11 protein-coding genes are annotated in these 19,916 nt (G+C 46.2%); 4 read left to right on the top strand and 7 right to left on the bottom strand.

Annotation, left to right across the window (positions count from 1 at the left end):
- Positions 1 to 17: 17 nt before the first annotated feature.
- The gene (locus QUA23_RS11985) at positions 18 to 704 is read right to left on the bottom strand and encodes an MAE_28990/MAE_18760 family HEPN-like nuclease (RefSeq protein WP_333076203.1); all 687 of its coding nucleotides are present in this window, start codon (positions 702 to 704) and stop codon (positions 18 to 20) included.
- Positions 705 to 788: 84 nt separating this feature from the next.
- Positions 789 to 1,298 (bottom strand): DUF262 domain-containing protein, encoded by a 510-nt coding sequence (locus QUA23_RS11980; protein ID WP_333076204.1) that lies wholly within the window; start codon positions 1,296 to 1,298, stop codon positions 789 to 791.
- Between the two features lie 213 nt (positions 1,299 to 1,511).
- Between QUA23_RS11980 and QUA23_RS11975 the strand changes: the two genes are divergently transcribed.
- The 3 genes from QUA23_RS11975 (at position 1,512) to QUA23_RS11965 (ending at position 6,252) form a co-directional block, all read left to right on the top strand.
- Complete coding sequence (locus QUA23_RS11975) at positions 1,512 to 3,434, top strand: ABC-F family ATP-binding cassette domain-containing protein (RefSeq protein ID WP_333076205.1); 1,923 nt, start codon at positions 1,512 to 1,514, stop codon at positions 3,432 to 3,434.
- A gap of 683 nt (positions 3,435 to 4,117) precedes the next feature.
- Positions 4,118 to 5,338, top strand: coding sequence for a hypothetical protein (locus tag QUA23_RS11970; RefSeq protein WP_333076206.1), 1,221 nt, complete (start codon positions 4,118 to 4,120; stop codon positions 5,336 to 5,338).
- Between the two features lie 335 nt (positions 5,339 to 5,673).
- A complete protein-coding gene (locus QUA23_RS11965) occupies positions 5,674 to 6,252 on the top strand; it encodes a TIGR04376 family protein (RefSeq protein WP_333076207.1) in 579 nt (192 codons plus the stop codon).
- 843 nt (positions 6,253 to 7,095) lie between these two features.
- Here the strand turns inward: QUA23_RS11965 and QUA23_RS11960 are convergent.
- The 5 genes from QUA23_RS11960 to cbiD all read right to left on the bottom strand — a co-directional run bounded on the left by QUA23_RS11960 (position 7,096) and on the right by cbiD (position 17,062).
- Positions 7,096 to 8,103: a pirin family protein gene (locus QUA23_RS11960; protein ID WP_333076208.1), complete on the bottom strand. Its 1,008-nt coding sequence runs from the start codon at positions 8,101 to 8,103 to the stop codon at positions 7,096 to 7,098.
- Positions 8,104 to 8,147: 44 nt separating this feature from the next.
- Positions 8,148 to 8,363, bottom strand: a complete 216-nt coding sequence (locus QUA23_RS11955; protein WP_333076209.1) for a hypothetical protein — start codon at positions 8,361 to 8,363, stop codon at positions 8,148 to 8,150.
- A gap of 414 nt (positions 8,364 to 8,777) precedes the next feature.
- On the bottom strand, positions 8,778 to 13,289 hold the full coding sequence (locus QUA23_RS11950; protein WP_333076210.1) for a CHAT domain-containing protein: 4,512 nt from the start codon (positions 13,287 to 13,289) through the stop codon (positions 8,778 to 8,780).
- A 702-nt stretch (positions 13,290 to 13,991) separates the two neighbouring features.
- Entirely contained in the window at positions 13,992 to 15,593 is a 1,602-nt protein-coding gene (gene guaA, locus QUA23_RS11945; RefSeq protein ID WP_445243259.1) for a glutamine-hydrolyzing GMP synthase, read from the bottom strand.
- Between the two features lie 347 nt (positions 15,594 to 15,940).
- Positions 15,941 to 17,062, bottom strand: coding sequence for a cobalt-precorrin-5B (C(1))-methyltransferase CbiD (cbiD, locus tag QUA23_RS11940; RefSeq protein WP_333076212.1), 1,122 nt, complete (start codon positions 17,060 to 17,062; stop codon positions 15,941 to 15,943).
- An 803-nt stretch (positions 17,063 to 17,865) separates the two neighbouring features.
- On the opposite strand from cbiD, the gene QUA23_RS11935 reads away from it, so the two are divergent.
- Positions 17,866 to 19,299: an MFS transporter gene (locus QUA23_RS11935; protein WP_333076213.1), complete on the top strand. Its 1,434-nt coding sequence runs from the start codon at positions 17,866 to 17,868 to the stop codon at positions 19,297 to 19,299.
- Positions 19,300 to 19,916: the final 617 nt, after the last annotated feature.

Here is a 19,916-nt window from a genome sequence, read left to right as displayed (position 1 = left end):
ATGTTCAACTAAGCAAATCAAAAATTATTTTGCTCACTGCTGTTACTGTACCTCTTAGTCACGCAAAGTGCTGTATCTTTGTCATCAACTAACTTGCTCCAAAGTATTTGACTCGAAGCATCACAAAACGAAACATTTCCATGTGCCAAATCGCATCGTATCTTAACCACAAAATTCAGAATCTCATCGATTTTTTTACTCGCAACTCCTAAATTTCCAAAGAAACCGTACATATCGATGAGTTCTTTGATAGTTTTAGCATCCAAATTTCCCGATATGGGAATATTAGATGGATCTAACGAAACTATCTCATCATCTAAAACCGATGTAATTAATTCCTGAAGATTGTCTGCGACAGTATCCTTTTTGACATATGAATCTCTGAAGCTTTTACTTAAATCGTTCAGCAACCACAATCTCTTGATTTTTGGACTTAAATCTTTATAAGTTAATTGCTCGATTAAAATAATATCATGAATTGCAGTTATACCATTTCTAAGAGAAGATTCGACAAGATTGTATAATAGCAGATAACAATGAGACTTCAAGATTTTTTGAATCTGGCTATCAACAATATATTCACCTGATGGGAAGACTATAGATTTAGCAGACAATGTACCAATTTGTTCAATTTTATCTACTAATTCAAAATATTTCTGAATTTCTGCCACTCGCCTGTTAAAGTCTCTGATAAACTCTTTCATAAGCTGTGACTTAAAAGCTTGTCCTTATCATAATATCTCTTAAATCAACTTAAAAAAGTTCTCTGGAAAAAAATCAATATATTCTCACAAGTTCATGCGACAGAACACATCATTCCTTACTTTCTCATCAGTTTTGTCTGAGAGAACTATCATTCTGATCGGAGTGTTTTTAAACTTTCTTTGGCGTGAGGGTGCGAGATCCTTAAAATAGGAACCGTTGAGAGAATCCAATGTTTTGAGATTACTCAATTGCAACTGATTTGTAAGGAAAGCTGCAACAGTCCTCACCCTCTGAGAGCCATCAACAATTTCTAGTCTTCCAGTTTCTTTTATTTCTGCGACAATAATGACAGCAATAGGCAGACCAAGAATAATGGATTCAATGAATCGACATTGACGATTAATATCCCATACCAATTCTCTTTGATATTCAGGGATATAAATCTCACTGAACTCATCGTCCTCTTTTTCCAGGTATTTATTGACTATGAATTCGATCGTGACTTCTCTGGTGTCGTAGTCAATTTCTTGCCTTCTTTCGTCAATTTGCTCTTCGGCGATACTGATAATGTCTTGCCTAATTGCTTGAGACATAAGAACCTGCGTCTATATAACTTTGCTTAAGTAACTGTAGCTATAATCAAAGTATAGCAGGACTTAGCCTCATCAACCTGGTTTCTCGGAAAAATCTCGATCGCTAGATGTCTGCGAATAAACCTAGTTTATGACCTCGACGTGCGTAAGTGATGCAGCCGGACTCGATCGAACTTGCGTTAAACTAAGTCAGGTAAATGACTTTCTATAGAGATGACTATTTTTACTCTGCGATCGATCAAAAAAGACTTCGGCATCAAGGAACTCTTGACAGATGCCAGTTTCAGCCTCGATGAAGGCGATAAAGTCGGACTCATTGGCACTAACGGTTCGGGCAAATCAACGCTGCTGAAAATGATTGCAGGCTTGGAGTCGATCGACTCTGGCGATCGCTGGGTCAATCCAGGCTCTAAAATTGTCTATCTCCCCCAACAGCCGGATTTAGACGAAAATCACACGGTTTTAGAGCAAGTATTTGCCGACAGCGGCGAACAAATGGCTTTAGTGCGCGAATACGAGGAAATTTCCGATCAACTGTCCCACGGCAAAGGCGATACCGACAAGTTGATGGCACGGCTATCTGCGGTATCCGAACGCATGGAAGAAGTGGATGCGTGGGATTTGGAAACCAAGGCGAAATTGATTTTGACCAAGTTGGGGATTCAGGATTTTGATGCGAAAATTGCCGATTTGTCCGGCGGCTACCGCAAGCGAATTGCCTTAGCAACAGCCTTGTTGTCCGAGCCCGATGTGTTGCTGATGGATGAACCGACAAACCACTTGGATGCGCTGTCTGTGGAGTGGTTGCAGAACTATTTGAACGGCTATCGCGGTGCTTTGCTGCTGATTACGCACGATCGCTATTTTCTCGATCGCGTTACCAATCGCATCCTGGAGATCGATCGCGGCGACCTTTACAATTATGCTGGCAATTACGCTTATTACTTGGAGAAAAAAGCCCTAGCTGAAGAATCCGCCGCCAGCAGTGTTCGCAAACACGCGGGTGTATTGCGGCGCGAATTGGAATGGCTCAAACGCGGGCCCAAAGCGCGGAGTACCAAGCAAAAAGCTCGGATCGATCGCATTAAAGATATGCGAGCCCAGGAGTTCAAAACAGCCAACGGGAAAGTCGAAATTGCCACAGCCGGCCGCCGGATTGGTAAGAAGGTGATTGAGTTGCTGAATATCTGTAAAGCTTACGGCGATCGCACTTTAATTAAAGATTTTACCTACAATTTCACACCCGAAGACCGGATAGGAATTATTGGTAGCAACGGTGCGGGAAAATCTACGCTGATGGATATCATCACCGGACGCATTCAGCCGGATTCGGGTACAGTCGAAATTGGGACAACCATTCATATCGGTTATTTTGACCAGCATTCAGAGGATTTGACGCCCAACGAAGACCAGCGAGTTATTGAATACTTGAAAAGTGTGGCGGAATTGGTGCAAACAGCGGACGGGGAAATCATTACCGCTTCTCAAATGTTGGAAAAGTTTCTGTTTCCACCCAACCAACAGTATGCACCGATTAACAAACTTTCGGGCGGGGAAAAGCGCCGGTTATTTCTGTTGAAAGTGCTGATGAGCGCGCCCAACGTGCTGATTTTGGACGAACCGACAAACGACTTAGACGTGCAGACTTTGGCGGTTTTGGAGGATTATCTCGAAGATTTTAACGGCTGCGTGATTGTGGTGTCCCACGATCGCTATTTTCTCGATCGCACGATCGACATGGTTTTCGCCTTGGAACCTGGCGGCAATTTGCGTTTGTATCCCGGCAATTATTCGGTGTATTTAGACTACAAGAAAGCCGAAGAAGCTAAGGAAATCCAAGGGCAAAAAGAAAAAGAAAAACTTACACGCCCCGCTGAATCTAACAATTCAAAATCCCCCACTTCCACTCAAAAATCTACCAAAGTTTCCTTCAATGAAAAGCGGGAATACGAACAATTAGAAAGTAAAATTCCGCAGATGGAAGCTGAAAAAGAAGAGATTGAGAAGATTTTGTACAACAATGCTCCCACCGGGTTTGCCGAGGTGAAGAAGTTATCGGATCGTTTGGCTCAGTTGACGCAGGAGATCGATCGGGCGACTGAGCGCTGGTTGGAATTGGCGGAACGCGTGGGTTAATTTGAGTTGTCCGAGTCTTGTCTTTAGCTCCTGCTCACAATGACAGGAGCTAGAGGAATTATGAGTTAAAAAATCTCATGCTGAAACAAATATATATTGACAAATTTCAAAAATTTTTGCTTTTTGTACCAAAAATAGTATTGTAAAAAAAATCTTAGGAATAGTGCTTATTTAGCCGACAATTTGGCAACCTTTGACAATTTATTACCTAAGTGTGATGAAGCTATGGTAGTATTAAAGTTATAAAATCGGTTGCTTGTTATTACTGTCAAGCAAACTGACCAACAAACTTAAGACGAGTAAAAGTCTGAAATCCTTGTTAAAGCTGCAAGGCGATCGGAAACAGCACTAAAAAACCCGCTTTTTTTGCGATCCTCAAGTAAAGCTGTATGTCAAAAACTGTGAAGACCCGGAGGGTGGGGTTGACACAAGCAGTAGAATATGCAGTAAAAGCCAGCGTAACCAAATAAGACTGGCAGCAGCAAACAGGGACTAAAAGGTCCAAAACAGGTAAAAAAAAGTCGATCGGGCAAAGTAAGTTGGCCGAGGACTAAAAATATGGTGATGAGTGAGATACAATTGACCTGTTCTGAGCCAAGAATTGGTCAACATCACAAGTATCCTGTAGAAGTCTGAAGTTGAGAATCTCAGGGTTGTCGAGGAGCGGGAGCAAACAGAAAACTATGCCTCAAAAAGTAATCGCCAAACAGATGTCTTTGGAATCAGCGTCAGATCCGATCGCCGTGAGGGCGACGGTGGAAACAGTGCCAGCCGAAGCAGTGGCAGTAGAGTCCTACGCCGATCAGTTGATGGACGAACTGTTTGAAGGAGTCGATCGAGCATTCGACGGCAGCGACGGACTGCCATCGGAACCAGTGCAGCCTGAATTCGTGGCGCTCAAGTCGATCTCTGTACCTCAAATAGTTTTGTCGCAGTTGGCACCCCCCCAGCCGCAGGGGGGCGAAAAAGACGTAGAAGCGATCGCCCGCCAAGTCGCCCTAGAAACAGCCAAAAAACAGCAGTCCAAACAATCATTCGACAGAATGCTGCTGGGAGCAGCATTTGGGTCGCTGCTGCTAGTCATGGGGTTATGGCTCGCAAGCAGGTCGGGACTGGTGCGCTTGCCCGCCGCCCCCGCACCAGAGACACCCGCAGCAAGTGGCAAAACAGCACCAGACACCCCGTTTGTCGAATACGTGCAGCGCTCCCTAGAAGCGATCGAACAAAAAAAAGCACCCCAAGCTAACGCCCAACTTGCAGGAGTTCCCGGAGCCCCCACCCCAGGGACCCTGCCGAGCATTCCAATTTCCGGCGCGCCGCCGGCAACCGCAGGTCTTTCGACAGCAGTCAACCGCATTGCTAATGCCCTCGAACAAGCTGCGTCGCAGCCGGGAGCACCAGCACCCCAAGTCGTAGTCATCCCTCCCCCCGCTCAGGTGACTGTGGCTCCGGCGGCTCCGGTAGCTGCGGCTCCGGCGGCTCCTCAAACCAGCGCAGTTTCCCCCTCACCTGCTGCTCCAGCCTCCGGTCGTGCGATCGCCGCTGCAGGCAGTCGAGATCCCCTCGCCGCTTCCCCTTCCCCCTCGGACTCTCCCCAGCCAAAGATTTTGGCTCGCGAAACCGAACCGGCACCAGCGCCCCCAGCCCAGCAATCCGCGCCCGCGCCCGAGCAATCGGCACCGGCCGTCAGCAGCGCCCCGACTTCCGCCCACACGCTGGTAGGGATTTTGGAGTTGGGCGATCGATCGGCCGCTTTGTTTGAAGTAGACGGCGTAGCCCGCAGAATTTATGTCGGCGAAAGCATTGGCGCTAGCGGTTGGACGCTGGCAGAAATCAAAAATCAAGAAGCCGTTATCCGCAAGGGAGGAGATGTGCGATCGGTTTTTGTCGGCCAAAAGTTCTAATCCGTTATCAGTTATCAGTCATTAGTCATCAGTCATTAGTTATGAGTTAGGTCATCGGTAATCAGTAATGGGCAGCGATCGGGCTGTATATCACGAGCAGTGAAAACAGTTATAATATAGGAACCGCCAAGACGTTCTTAATTGTTCAAACCATTGCTCTTATTGCTTCTTGCTTCTATCAGTTAAATCGCTTCCCCAATTCGTTACTGAACTTTCTCCTGCTATAACTAACAACTAAGGATCGATAATCGATCTCCAGTGACTAAGAACCAATGACTAATAACTAATGACCAATGACTAATGACTCATAAATGATGACTGAGGAATTATAAAAAATGGGCTTATTTGATGATTTCAGTCGCTTTCTAGAAACCAGATTAGAAGAATTTTTGCGTAGCAATCCCCATCTGGAATTGCAGGCAATAGAAGAACAACTGAAGGAACAAGAAGAAGACACTCTGCGACTGATTCTCGATATCCAAAAACAAGAGAAAAAACTGCAAGCCGAAATTCTCTCTGCCGCTCAAGAAATTCAGCGCTGGAACGATCGCATCAACAAAGCTAAAGCTGCTCAAAGGCTCGATTTAGCTCAAGCCGCCCAAGAGCGGCAAGCCGCTTTGTTGCGTCAGGGAAATCAGCGGTGGGGTCAAATGCAAGGCTGCAAAGAACGGATTGAAAAAGCCAAAGAACTGTACCGCCAAATTCAAGTACGGCGAAAAGAAGTCCGAGCAAAAGCCGCAGAAGCTGCAACTCGAACTACCACCACTAAAACAGAGCAGAATTGGGATACAAAGGGTTGGAATCAGAGTTCAAATTATAACAGTTTTAATGCGGCCGATCCTTTAGAAGAAAAGTTTCAACGCTGGGAAGCAGACGAAGAACTCGATCAAATGAAGCGGAATATAGGCCGATAGTTACCGGAAATTTGGGTAAAAGCCCCCTCCTTCTAGGACGGCTTTAATTAATATCCCGCTTGATGATGGAAATCCCTTAATATCGTCGTCTATCAGCTCAGAAACAGGAACTCCCTTTTCGTCAGCAATTTTGGTGATCTTCTCTTTCAATTGTTTGGTTGTTCTAACATTTATTCTCTCAGTTTCCATGGCACCTTATCCCATTGGGATATATAATATTAGTATGCCACAGCTAGGATAACCGCCCATCCACATGAGATACCAAGCTCAAACGATAAATCGGGAAATAATAATAGCTAGTGGATGGCGAACACCACGAAAAACATAGCTTAGCTAATTAACGTAAGCTCAAACCAGAAAAGTAAATTCTGGGAATTTAAACTATCGTACCCTAGGGCATACGGAAAAATGAGAAATAATTCTCAAACGATTGGGTAGACAAAACCCTCTGGGACTAACTGAATTAGGATCAATATTTGGTTCAATCGAACGGATATTTGGTTTAAGAGCTACCGCGCCGATATATAGTCTGGCGTTGCTGATTCACGGTATGAATAAACTTTTCGCTTGCTCTTACAAAACTCACCCTCAAGCGTGCCCATAGCAATTGCGAAATCTTGAATTCATACCTCTATTCAGCAACGCCCAACCTCATATTTTGGAATAATATCCGTGAAGATTAAGCTGTTACGCATCTAAATTGTATTTTTGGGCGGGCGGGACGGCCACCCCACAAGAATTTGCTCGAATTTGATTGTCAAATTTAGATGCGCGTCAGCTTAGAGTAAAAAAGACAGATTCTGAATCAACAAACAGTTTTTTAATTTAAATCGCTGCGGTTATTCACAACGGTTGCTCTGCTTGAGAAGGTGGCTCTTCTGGCAGCGGAATAAACTCTGTCTCTTGAGGAACTTGAGCAAACCGTCCCTCTCTCCAATCGAGTTTAGCTTGCTCAATGCGCGAGTGCCGACTCGAAACAAAATTCCACCACTTATGCCGCTCACCAACAGGTTCACCGCCAATCACAATACAGCGAGCCTTGCCTGAAGCAGAAATGTTTACTTCAGTGCCTGAATTTAGAACTGCCAACCGATGTTGTTCCAGAGGCACTCCATCGATCGCAAGCCCATCTGTTACGCTGTAAACCGCCTGTTCGCTGTAATTGCCCGGTAAGGCAAATTGCTTGCCAGGAGGTAGTTGCACGTCTAGATAAATCATGGGTGAAAATATTTGAACTGGGGAAGTACGACCATAGGCATCACCGGCAATTAGGGTGAACGAAACTCCTGCATCCTCCCAAACAGGCAACTCAGAAGCCGGATGATGCCGAAACCAGGGGTCGGTTTCTTCGTATTCATCGGGAAGTGCTATCCAGGTTTGAATGCCATGCAGGATGGCTTCTTTGCTGCGCTCGTCGTCAGGCGTGCGTTCGGAGTGGACAATGCCTCGCCCTGCTGTCATCCAATTCACCGCACCGGGACGGATTTCTTGAACGCTGCCCACACTATCGCGATGCAGCAAAACACCTTCAAACAGGTAGGTGACGGTTGCTAAGTTGATGTGCGGATGCGGTCTGACATCCACGCCCCGGCCGGGTGGAAACACCGCAGGGCCCAGATGGTCAAAAAAGATGAACGGGCCTACCAGTGCTAGAACGTCTGAGGGAAGCAAGCGACGGGCTTGGAATCCACCCAAATCTTGAATGTGTGGCTCAATGAGATGCTGGATGGTATCCGTCATAATGTTTATGAAGTTGCGAACGCTAATCGTGTATGTCAAAAGTGCATTATACAAAAAGCTATCCTTGTAGAGGGCGATCGCAATATCAGTGACTGGTCTAAACTTTCCCAATCGAAAGCTGTTGTAGAGTGTCGAGTTCTCAACGAGCTTTCTGCTTACGAGATGATGGAGAGTTCGTCACTGACTTGAATCCGACCTTTGACCAGGGAGCGAATCAGACGATCGAGTGAGCCACGTTCTTCTTCACTGATGGACTCATCAAGGATGGCGGCCATCATGCCGTAGCGGTCAGCTTTGGTAACGCGGTGAGTATCGGTGACAGTGGCAATTAATTCGTTGATAGCGCCGGGGAGAAGATTAACTGGAGACATGGGATTGTTTTGAACTCGACACCTTAATCATCTCGTGGTTTCTTCTAAGAGCAAGTGATAGTGCTGGTTTTTTTCCGTGATAATACTGAAAATATTCGGTGAACCAAGTCCGTGTTACAAGTGATGGAAGTCACAACATTGAAACCAATGCAGCGGTGCAACAATTACAACCCACCTTTCGCCCTTTGAGTGTGAGAGTTATATCAAATCTGCCCTTCATCGGAATTATCCATCTCTCTTCCCTTCCTCTGTATCCTCTGCGTGCTCTGTGGTTTAATCATTCCGATCTAACCGGAATTGATATCAAAGGGCCGGACGTGGGGTGTAAGACACCAGACAAATGATAATTGGGCACACTAAGTACCCAAGAGCAGGTATTAGGTCTCTTGAAGACAGGAAATCAGCTTTTCCGGGTTAACGTTTCTCTGCTTGGCCAATGAGGGTAAAACCGGCCCAATCTACAGGATTAGGATGTTTGACCAATGTCACCAGCATGGCCTTCCGCAGCGCTTGGGCAATATCAGGCGTTAGCTGCATCTGTCGATAAAATTCCGCCATCAACTCGGCTGTTGATTCGTCAGATACTGACCACAGAGAAACTACAACACTCGGAACGCCTGCTGCAATAAACGAGCGCGATAAACCAATGATGCCGTCACCTGTAATACGACCGCGACCCGTATTGCAAGCACTCAAAACGACGAGTTCGGCATTCAACCTCAAATTGAAAATTTCGCTAGCAGTCAGTAAGCCACTGTCACCCTTGCTTGGGGCAAGTGCGATGACTCCAGGTACCCCCAATTCCTCTAGGTCATCCAAAATGCCGTGAGTTGCTAAATGCACGATGCGCGATCGCTCTATTTGCTGTAAAACTGCTACTTTTGTCGCTTTGTCGCCTGTAAGCGGTTCAGCATTCAAAAGCTGAGCGATCGCGATCGCTTCGGCTTCAGCGTGTGGGAGTGATGACAGTTGTTGAGGAGGTTGGTTCGTCGTAAAGGCAACACTTGGCATGGTAGGATTCCCAACCACTAGCGCACCTTTTCCTGAAGCAAGCTGTTGCTGTTTCTTTGTTAAAGACAGCACTTGAATTGAAGGTGCTGTTAAAATAGTATGTTTTTCTATCAAGTAGTTTCCCGAAGTATCTTGCAGCGCGGCAAAGGGAACTAAGAACAAAGATTCATGAGGAATAAAGGTAATTCGCGACGCTGGATCTTGAGGTAGAAGGTCAGCAATTGGTTCGATCAGTAGTTGATAAAGCTCTTGCAATGACGGATCTAAAAATCGTTGCTCGACAAGAGGAATGGTTGGGGTGGGATTTGTAGCTGGTTGGGATCGCTGCTTGTTTCGCAGGCAACTGGGAATGAAGCAACGACCTTGAGTAATCAAGGCTTTTAATGAATTTTTTTCTTCAGCCAAACGTTTCAAACTGATGCGACGAAATTCAATTTTTCCGGTCGGCTGCGTTACCCAGATATAAAGTTCTGAATCTTGCAGCTTTCTTTGACCATCAGCTTCTACAACTTCTTTGATAAGCGAGTAAGAAACTAAAGTGGAATTGCGTTCTTTAGCAATTTGCTGTATTTCCGGAGTGTCGATCGGTTTTATTTGAGTTTCTGATGACTTTAAGGTAGCCTGTGCTGACTGGGCAGAAAAACGGTTGGTCAATAATCTAACAAAAGCTTGCGCCCGTCCACGCTCTGCTATTTCTAGCGCTTCCTTATGCTGATTTTGATTAGCAAGCACTTCTTGTAACATACTATAACTTGTTTCTTGGGTTTCAAAAATTGAAATTAAATTGAGGTCGTTATTTTTTAAATTTGACCGCAGAGATTCCCAAATTTCAATAGCTGAAAATAAAGCTTTGATAGCTTCTGCTGGTTGCTTTGCTTTGTAGAAAGCGTCACCTAAATTGCTGAGTGCGCGGCCTTCGGCGTGGCGATCGCTCAGTTCTCTGGCAATGGCTAAACTTTGTTGGTAAGACTCAATCGCTTGAGGATAACTTTTGACAGCATAGTAAGCAATTCCTAAATTTTCTAAAGCGCGACCTTGAACGAAACGATCGCGCAGTTCTAAGGCGATCGCTAAACTTTGTTTCTGCTCATCAATTGCTTTGGCATAATCGGTTAGGGAATAGTGTACTAACCCCAAATTGCTCAAAGCAAGAGCTTCGCCTCGGCGATCGCGCTGCTGTTTAGCGATCGCTAAACTTTGCTCTTGATATTCTACTGCCCTTGTATACTCTTTTTTAGCGTAATAAACTAATCCCAAATTTCTTAGGATACTCGCTTCTAAATCAGCCGATTTTAGGGAGTGCGCTACTTCCAAACTTTGCTCGTAGTATTCGATCGCTTTTTTATAATTGCCAATCGCGCCGTAAGCAGCTCCCAAACCAATAAAAGCTTGTCCCTTTCCCAATAAATCGGCCCTGGATTCCGCTTGTGCTAACCGCTGCTGCTGGTAAGAAATTGCTTTTTCATAATCTCCGATTGCGTAGTAAGTTGTGCCTAGATTGTTGAGCGCATAGCCTTCCCTAGCGTCATCGCGGGAGAGTCTCGCCAGCTCTAAATTCTGCTGGTAGCAGGCGATCGCTTTGCTGTAGTCTTTCGGCGCAGTTTGGAGGGGCACTCCTGCCTCCTGCCCCAATAATTGTTCCTGAGTTGAGCACTCAATGGCACTCGGTGTCAGGCTTACTAAGCCATTGTTTAGAGGTGCGAGTTCAGGGAACTGAATGCCAGATGGTGCTGGTGATTTTGGTGGCACCGGGGAAGGTATGAATACTCGTGGTTCTGGTGCCACCGGGGAAGGTATGAACACTCGTGGTTCTGGTGCCACCGGGGAAGGTATGAGCGGTGGTGGTTCTGGTGGCTGCGATGGTTGTATTGCTGGCACTGGGGGAGGTATGAGCGGTGGTGGTTCTGGTGGCAGCGGGACAGGTGATGGTGCTGGCACCGGGGAAGGTATGACCGCTGGTGGTTCTGGTGGCAGCGCGGGAGCCACCTCCACCGAAGGATTTGGTGGATTGCTAAGGAAGCTGATCTCACCTGCCTTGATTCCGCTAGTGTTGATGTTGCCCGAACTGATGTTGCCTTCTGAATAAAGGGTGACGCCGCCTCCGTTTCCAATGAAGCTAGAGGTTGTAATTCCACCGGTGGCGATCGCGTTTGTCCCATATAGGAAAATTGACCCACCGTTACCGGCTATCGAGGAAGCGTTCAAGGTGCTGGCGTTCGTATTGATGCTTCCTCCCGTGCTGTAGAGGGTAATATTGCCGGCATTGCCCGTTAAAGTTGAAGTATTCAGGTTTTCCGCTGTGATGTCCCCGGACGCTACCAGCGCGAGATCTCCGCCATTTGAAGTAATGGATGCTGCTTGAATGCTGTTTGCAGCGCCTAAAAAAACTGAACCTGCGATCGCGATATTGCCAACTTGAATGCTGGCAGGTGAAGAACTCGCGGGCGCTAGAGTGCTGTTTTCAGTGAGGGGAGTGGGTACGTTGCCAGCCGTTAAAACCAACTGCGGTCGATCGCTAGATGCGGAACTGATAGCGAGATCGCCGGATGCGATCGCGCCTTTGGCTTGCACTTCCAGAGAAGCGCCTGCGTAATTACCAAAAGAGACGTTGCCGCCTGAGACGATCGTAGAACCGCCTGAACTTGCCAAGTTGCCGGGGCTACCTTGCAGTGTGGCAATTGAGAAATCGCTGCCAGCTCTAAAGAGGGCATCACCTGATACAGTACCGTTACTGGTAAGTGTGATGCGGCCGCCAGCGCTCAGTAAGCTTTGGGAGTGATTGCGAGCCTGGATGTTTATTTCGCGATCGCCCTGCACGGTTAGGTTTCCACCCGCATTAGTAACAAAAGAGTTAGCCGCGCTGTCGCGGATACGGACAATTTCCCCCGCTTGCAATTTCAAGTCACCGGTCGTTTGTAGTTGCCTGTTTGCTAGGGTCAGGTTACGGGCCGCTGACACAGTAGCCGTTTGAGCAGACACTGCTAAATTTTGGTTGGCACCTGTTGCCTGAGTGTCGGCAATTGCCACATCGCCCGCTTCTACCCGCAAGTCTGAATTCGTTAGCTGTACGCTTCCGTCGCTGTTAACTGTAACGCCTGTAGCGTTGCTGCTACCCCCTGTCAGCAGTTGGGACAGGGTGAGGGGACTCAACGGCACAGAAGCCGAATCTAGATTAGAAGAGGGGGAAATTTCTAAACTCAGGAGATGTCCTGCTTGAGAAATGCGGACTAAGTTTTCTCCTGGCACCGATGCGATCGCAATTTGCCCGGAAGGTGCTGACAAAGTACCGGGACTGAAAACTGTTCCGCCTATTAAAGCTAGGGTTTGCCCGTTAGGTACGCGCAGTTGACCGAAATTTGCGATCGCCCCTGGCTGAGCTGTACCAAAATTTAAAGTGCTTGGCGTTCCTATCAGCATAGCGTATTCATTAACGCCAACTGCCTGAAACCAATTGTTGCCAAATCCGATTCCGGTTGCTGTCGTTGCCAAGAATGAACCAGGCACGTTTAGTTGAGCGTTGGAACCAAAAACAATCCCCGCCGGATTCATCAAAAATAAGTTAGAACTACCGCCTATTACTTGAATTAAACCGTTAATATAAGAAGCATCGCCACCCACAACTCGCCCTAAAATATTGCGAATATTTGGATCGGAAATAAAGTTAACAATTTGACCGTCTTTGAGTCCAAACTGCTGAAAGCTATGAAAGAGATTAGTGCCGTCTTTTGAGAGCTGTCCCCCGTTGATGTTAAATTGATTGCCGGAGGCATTAACAGCAGTTCCTGTGCCATCGGGAGACGGAGTAATTGGCTGTCCTGTAGCAGCAGGTGAGAATAGTAAAAAACCTAAAGATATTACCCAAGTATAAGTCAAAAGTGGCTGTTGATATCTTTGAGTTATTCTTGTTATAATCATTAGCTCTCTCCTAAAATAAATTGTTTGCTGAGCGCGCTTAAATTATAATAAAACTTTTTCATCAAAAAACATGAGTGGAGTTTAAGCTAAGCACGTTAAAAAGTGCACTCATAGATCAAGTGGCGAACGTTGATAGAACCCATTTGAGATATAAGCGGCTGCAAGCCTTATCACCATCAGCCTAATAACAATAGTCTGGAGAGTTTTTAGTTCCTAGTCTGAAATTCGTGATTTTTCCTTGGTATTTCGATTGCGGAATCACCTTGAAAACCATATTATACGGTTGGTTATCAAACACTGTCCGAAGTCTTGTAATAAAACAAAGATTAACCTTGGGACTTGTATCAACTAGAGTTCTCTAAAAATTACTGACGAGGATTTTGCAAGTCTCTATCCCAGCATTTGCCCGTTCTATTCCCCTACTTTGCCACAACCGGAAAAAACAAGGATTCGAGGATGATCCACTCTTCGTCTGTGAGGCTGGTAGAGTAGGGCATAACTGCTGGATACGAATTTTGCAGTCACTTTACTTCAAGTAAAAAATGTCAAATGGGTTCTATAAAAGCGATCGCCCTTTTCACTCCTCCATCCCCGGAAGCCCGTGAAGCGTACCTATCCCAGAGGGAATCGCCATTTTATCCAAAATCAAAATAAGTAGACAGACAAAAAAATCAGTCCGCCTACTTAATCGCTAACTAGAAATCACTCCCACTCGATCGTTCCCGGTGGCTTAGAAGTAATATCGTAAACCACCCGGTTCACCCCCTTAACCTCATTCACAATCCGGTTCGAGATCAGTTCCAACAAATCGTAAGGAACCCGCGCCCAATCAGCCGTCATCCCGTCTTCACTCTTAATAAACCGCAGAACGATCGGGTAAGCATAAGTGCGCTGATCGCCCATCACGCCTACACTGCGAATCGGCAGCAAAACTGCAAAAGCTTGCCAAAGTTCACCGTACAATCCGTGCCGATTAATTTCTTGGCGAACAATGAAGTCAGCATCCCGCAAAATATTTAGTCTCTCTGCGGTAACTTCTCCTATAATCCGAATCGCCAGTCCCGGGCCGGGGAAAGGTTGTCGGTTCACGATTTCTTCGGGAAGCCCGATCGACCGGCCGACTTTTCGCACTTCATCCTTAAACAATTTTCGCAGCGGTTCAATCAGCTTAAATCGCAAATCTTTCGGCAAACCGCCGACGTTGTGGTGGCTTTTAATTTTAACAGCAACTCGTTCGCCACTTTTCGGGTCTGCATTAGTGTCAGCCGACTCAATCACATCAGGATAAAGAGTACCTTGTGCGAGGTAGTCAAAGGGGCCCAGACGCTTCGATTCTTCTTCAAATACGTTGATAAATTCGTGACCGATCCGCTTGCGTTTTACTTCAGGATCGGTAATCCCTTCAAGTTGAGCTAAAAAGCGTTCGCGAGCATTAACATACTCAACATCAATGTGGAATTGCTCTTTAAATAATTTTACCAACCGTTCTGGTTCATACTTCCGCATAAACCCTTGGTCGATAAACATACAGGTAAGTTGGTCGCCGATCGCCTTGTGCAGCAAGAAAGCCAAAGTAGAAGAATCTACGCCGCCGGATAAAGCCAGCAAAACTCGTTTATCCCCCACTTGCTCTCGAATTTCTCGAATCGATTCCTCCACAAAAGTAGCGGTCGTCCAAGTCGGTTCGCACTCGCAAATGTGGTAAACAAAATTGCGAATTAAAGCTATTCCCCCGATCGAGTGAACTACTTCTGGGTGAAACTGAACGCCGTACAAATTTTTCTCGTGGTGAGCAACAGCAGCACACGGAGTATTGTCAGTGTGAGCGAGGATCTCAAAACCCGACGGTAACTCGGAACACGAGTCTCCGTGACTCATCCACATCGTGCTACCTTCTTCGACATTTGTCAGCAAATCGGTCGGATCGTCAATAAATAGCGATGCCTTGCCGTATTCGGCTAACTTAGCCCGCTCTACCGTGCCTCCAAGCTGCTTTACCATCAACTGCATCCCATAACACACTCCCAACACGGGTATTCCCAAATTCCAAATGTCTGGGTCGCAGTGGGGTGCTTTTTCATCGTATACAGAACTCGGACCTCCTGAAAGAATAATTCCTTTAGGATTGATAGCTTTTAACTGTTCTGCCGTAGTCCGGTAAGAAATAACTTCTGAATATACTTGAGTTTCGCGAATGCGACGAGCAATCAGTTCGGAATATTGCGAACCAAAGTCGAGAATCACGATCGTCTGGCGATCGATCTGCCCCAGAGAAGAGCTGGTGAGGTCTGATTCAGTTTTTATTTGAGTAGTCACGGTTATTGCGTAATTGCTAATTGCTAATTGGGCAGAAATTAGGGGATGTATTTGTAGCGGCTTCACTACAAGGCTGAGGAAGGCGAGCAAGCATTAGTCGCTAGGAATAAATCTTATTTATACTAGATTGCAGTCAGCGCTCGTAGTCTATTAATAGGGTCGAGGGCAAGCATAGATTTACTTCAATCCTTACCCTAATTAATTAAACTCTGGCGTCAGAAACTGCGTCCCCAAGCAACCTAGTATAATTAAGGTCTAGGGACAAAGAATTATTACTTGTTAAATATTATCCCTGAGCGATGTTTTCAACAGAATTCAGGGATATTCACACTACATTAACAAATTTGGGTCAAAAATGTATCTCCTATTTCACTTTTAACAATAATTTTGCGATCGCGCCCGAACATCACCGATCCCACGGGGATGTGCAAGTTAGTGTGAGTAAAAATGCAATCCGATGACCGCAAGTCTATTTGTCGGGCGATGTCGCCGTAAATTCGATCGACCCAATTGTTGCCAGTTTGAGCGTCCAAAGCCCGCAGTTGTCCGAGAGCCTCTTCGGCTGTTGCTGCGGCAAAAATTGCGGAACACGCATCAGCCGGCATTCCAGCCTTAGCACAGTAAGCTGTGAGAATTTCCCTGCGCCCGTCAGCGAGGTGGTGGTGAGTGTGAAAAATTCCCGCCGCCAATTTCATCAGCTTCCCGTGATAGCCAAACAGCAAAATTGACTGCACCCCCTGACATCCGGCTTCTACCAGCAGCGGGCCGAGCCAATTAGCGGTTTTGACTAACCTCTCAGGATTAATCCCCAGTTGTCGAGCCAAATCCAAGCCGTTTTCGCCGATGCAGAAAACCAAACAGTCAAACAGTTTGGCTTTTTGTTGCAGTTGTTCGCGGTAAACTTCCAACTGTCCCGGGGCGCTCAGCGGTTGAGAAATGCCTGTTGTACCTAGCAGCGAAAGTCCTTCTACCACGCCGAAAGCTTCGTTAGAAGTGCGGGTGGCTAGTTGCCGACCAGACGGCAGAATCAGGGTGACAGTAATTTTTTCTCCCCGTGCGAGTTCTCGGCTCAGATTCGATCGCAACAGTCGCATTGCGTAATCATAGATTGCCACTCCTCCACCTGCTTTATGATGTCCAATTCCCTCCCCGCCAACAATCTGTATTTGTTCCCCCTCTCCTTCTCTCCCCAATTCCACCATTGCCCAAACGGGGGTATTGCGAGTCAGATCGAGATTGTCCCCCGGATCGGAGCGAGTCACTCCTAAAGCGGTACCAGTTTTGAGTACAGACGCCTGTTCGATCGGAATTTCTGCGGTTATTTCTGGTTCCAGTAAATTTACTGATACGCTCTCTAGAGACTGGATACCCTCACGCAAGCACCGCAAAGCTGCAAGTGCGGCCGCACAGGCAAATACTGGCAGTGTATACCCGGATAAAGGTTGAGTTTTTGTCACAATCTAATGCAAAAATCCGTAAATTTGCCGATAATTGACATCACACATTAGCAGTGATAACTTTCAAATGTTTGAGTTTAATTCTAGAGTTTGCTATTATCTGCAGTTAGCATAATTTTTGTCAAGTAATAATTTTGTCCTACCAGTTGCCGATCTCACCCACACTTTGTTGGATGTGCGTTAGCGAAGCCCTCGTAGAGGCTCGCCAATAACCCACTCCGAAGCTTTAGCTGCACCTGGAGGCAATTTTTACAAAAAACCCGGACTCTCTCGCGAGCGCTGGGACTGAACAAACGGATTCCAGGAATTAGGTAAAAATAGTTAGCAACTATACTCCGCAAGTCGATCGTGTTTCATTCTATAGATTTATCTAGCCGTAAAGGTTTGAGAGCGGAATGGAGGATCGGGCGCGAAATTTGTTTTAGCCCTTGGGGTGGCTTGTTTGAGGCGGAATTCGAGCAATTTTTGGCAGGCGAAATGCTGCGCTCGCTTCCTTGTTAAGCCCTAAAACCTACTTTTGTAAAATTAGCAAACTTATATCTCCCAAGCGGTTGATGTCCCAGCGATCGCTTGCCATCTATATTAATAACCATTACCCGGAAGTACCAGTCTAGCTTTCAAGCTCACATCTTGAAGGCGGGGCTGGTTTTATCTTAAGAGGCTAGCTCAGAAATTTTGAGCGTAGAGATTAAATTTTATTGACACCTGCGCGTGAAAAATAATTTAATGACCAGCCAGCCTTAAACCCTTGCCACAGCAGGATTGGGCAATTCTTTAATCTCCGACTAAAATCCTATTACTTTATGTTTGAACCAGTTGCAGAGTTAAATGAACCTCTATCTCTTCAGACTCCTGAAATATTAGACAATCAAATATCTCAGCTCGTTTTATCTTCAAAAACTGATCTCAAAATTTCTAAACAAGAGGTTCGATCGACCCTGAAAGCCTCAACTCTAGACGGCGTTTTTGCCGCTATCTTTGAGTCGGCGACCGGCGGCGTCCTGCTGAGCAATTTCTTGCTGCAACTCGGGGCGAGCAGCGTGGAAATAGGTATATTCTCCGCTATTCCGATGGTGGTAAATCTCCTGCAACCATTAGGAGCCTACATCGCGGACCGGACAACCAGCCGCCACTGGTACAACCTTTTTGTATTCGGCGTGTCGCGGCTGCTGTGGCTGGTGCTGGCAGTGGCAATTGTTTGGGGTTCCCAGCACCAAGACCTCCACCAACTGCTTCAATGGACGCTGGTAACAGTCTTAGCAGCTAGCGTGCTGGCAGCTTTTGCCAATTCTAGCTGGTTCAGTTGGATGGCTGCTGTGGTTCCTCAGCGCTTGCGGGGACGCTATTTTGGCTTTCGCAACAGTGCTGTCAGCCTCATCACTTTGCTGGGAGTGCCGTTGATGGGATTGGGAGTGTCAACTTGGGGCGCCGATCCAATTTTCGGCTACGGTATTGTTTTATTTGTGGGTGTTTTGGCGGGAATGATTAGTTTGGGGTGTCAATTCTTTATGGTTGATGTGAATCCCCAGGTATACAAAAAAGACGCTGGGAGCGATCGGCTTACAGAGAAAAAAGAAAAGCAAATAACAGATTTTGTGCCTTCTGTGCTGAAAGATTCTAATTTTTTAATGTTTATTCTTTACTTCAGTATGTGGACATTTGCAGTTAATCTCAGCGCACCTTTTTTTAATATCTACCTGCTGAAAGATTTAAGCTTGGATGTGAGTTTGGTAACGATTTACACCAGCTTAAGTTCCGGTGCAAATCTACTTCTGCTGATGTTTTGGGGTAAGTTGGCCGATCGCTGGGGAAATCGCCCCCTGCTAATTGGGGTGGGGCTGGTGGTGGCGATAACGCCTTTGTTGTGGTTGGGTACGGGCAATTACCCGTTTGCGGTTTGGGTATGGCTGCCGCTGCTGCACTTGTTGGGGGGAACGACTTTAGGGGCGATCGGGCTGTGTAGTAACAATATTCAAATGGAGATAGCGTCGATCGAGCAACCTTCGACTTATTTTGCGATTGCCGCAGCGGTTTCTGGATTAGCTGGGGCTTTGGGAACTACCGCCGGCGGCTTTCTTGCCGAACTTCCCGGCATGAGTTTGGGGGCACTGTTTGCCCTCTCGGCTGCTGTGCGGCTATTCGGCTTGCTGCCTTTGATTTTGGTGCGAGAACCCCGCAGCTTGTCGCTGCGGTCGATCGTCCCCACTTTGGGACGTTTCAATTTAAACCGCGACTAGGAATTTTTCGCACAAATTTACCGATCGAGAAACCAGAAAAGCCCACAGATTGTTACAAGCTTCAAGCATATGACTGAAAACCTGAGACTGGTTGAAACAAATTTTCATCCAAAACATAGTCCAAAGCTGCTATGTGTTCTGCCAATATGTCACCATTATCTTGCAGCCAACTGACAAATAGATCAGATATAGCTGTTCTAAAAACTGACCTGGCATAGCGTAAATGTGTTTAAATGTTTCTTAGCTAGGGCGTCGGAGCGCTACTTCTGTTAGGAGAATCGAGCATTTTTCCCTAACCAAAGCTACTATTTCACGCTCTGAATTTTTTACGTTTTAGGAAAAGCGAGCATTTTCCCAGAACCAAAGCTAATATTTCACACTGTAAATATTTTAATTTACGAAAAATAAATAAAATTAACATTTTAATACAGCCAGCTAGACTATAAAGTGTTTTGGGACTAATATCCTGAGAATCGAAATAGCTAAAGATTGCCCAACCAGATAACAATTTCGTCGAGCAAGAAATTAGGAGGGCTTGCCTGAAGCGACCCAAAAAGGGGAACGGGGAATCTCAAGTAACCGATTAGCAATTACAGGTCGCTATCAAATTTTCAGAT

The organism is Microcoleus sp. Pol1C5, assembly GCF_036701115.1.
In the GTDB taxonomy this organism is placed as follows: domain Bacteria; phylum Cyanobacteriota; class Cyanobacteriia; order Cyanobacteriales; family Microcoleaceae; genus Microcoleus.
This window is presented reverse-complemented; position numbering and strand designations above follow the sequence as displayed.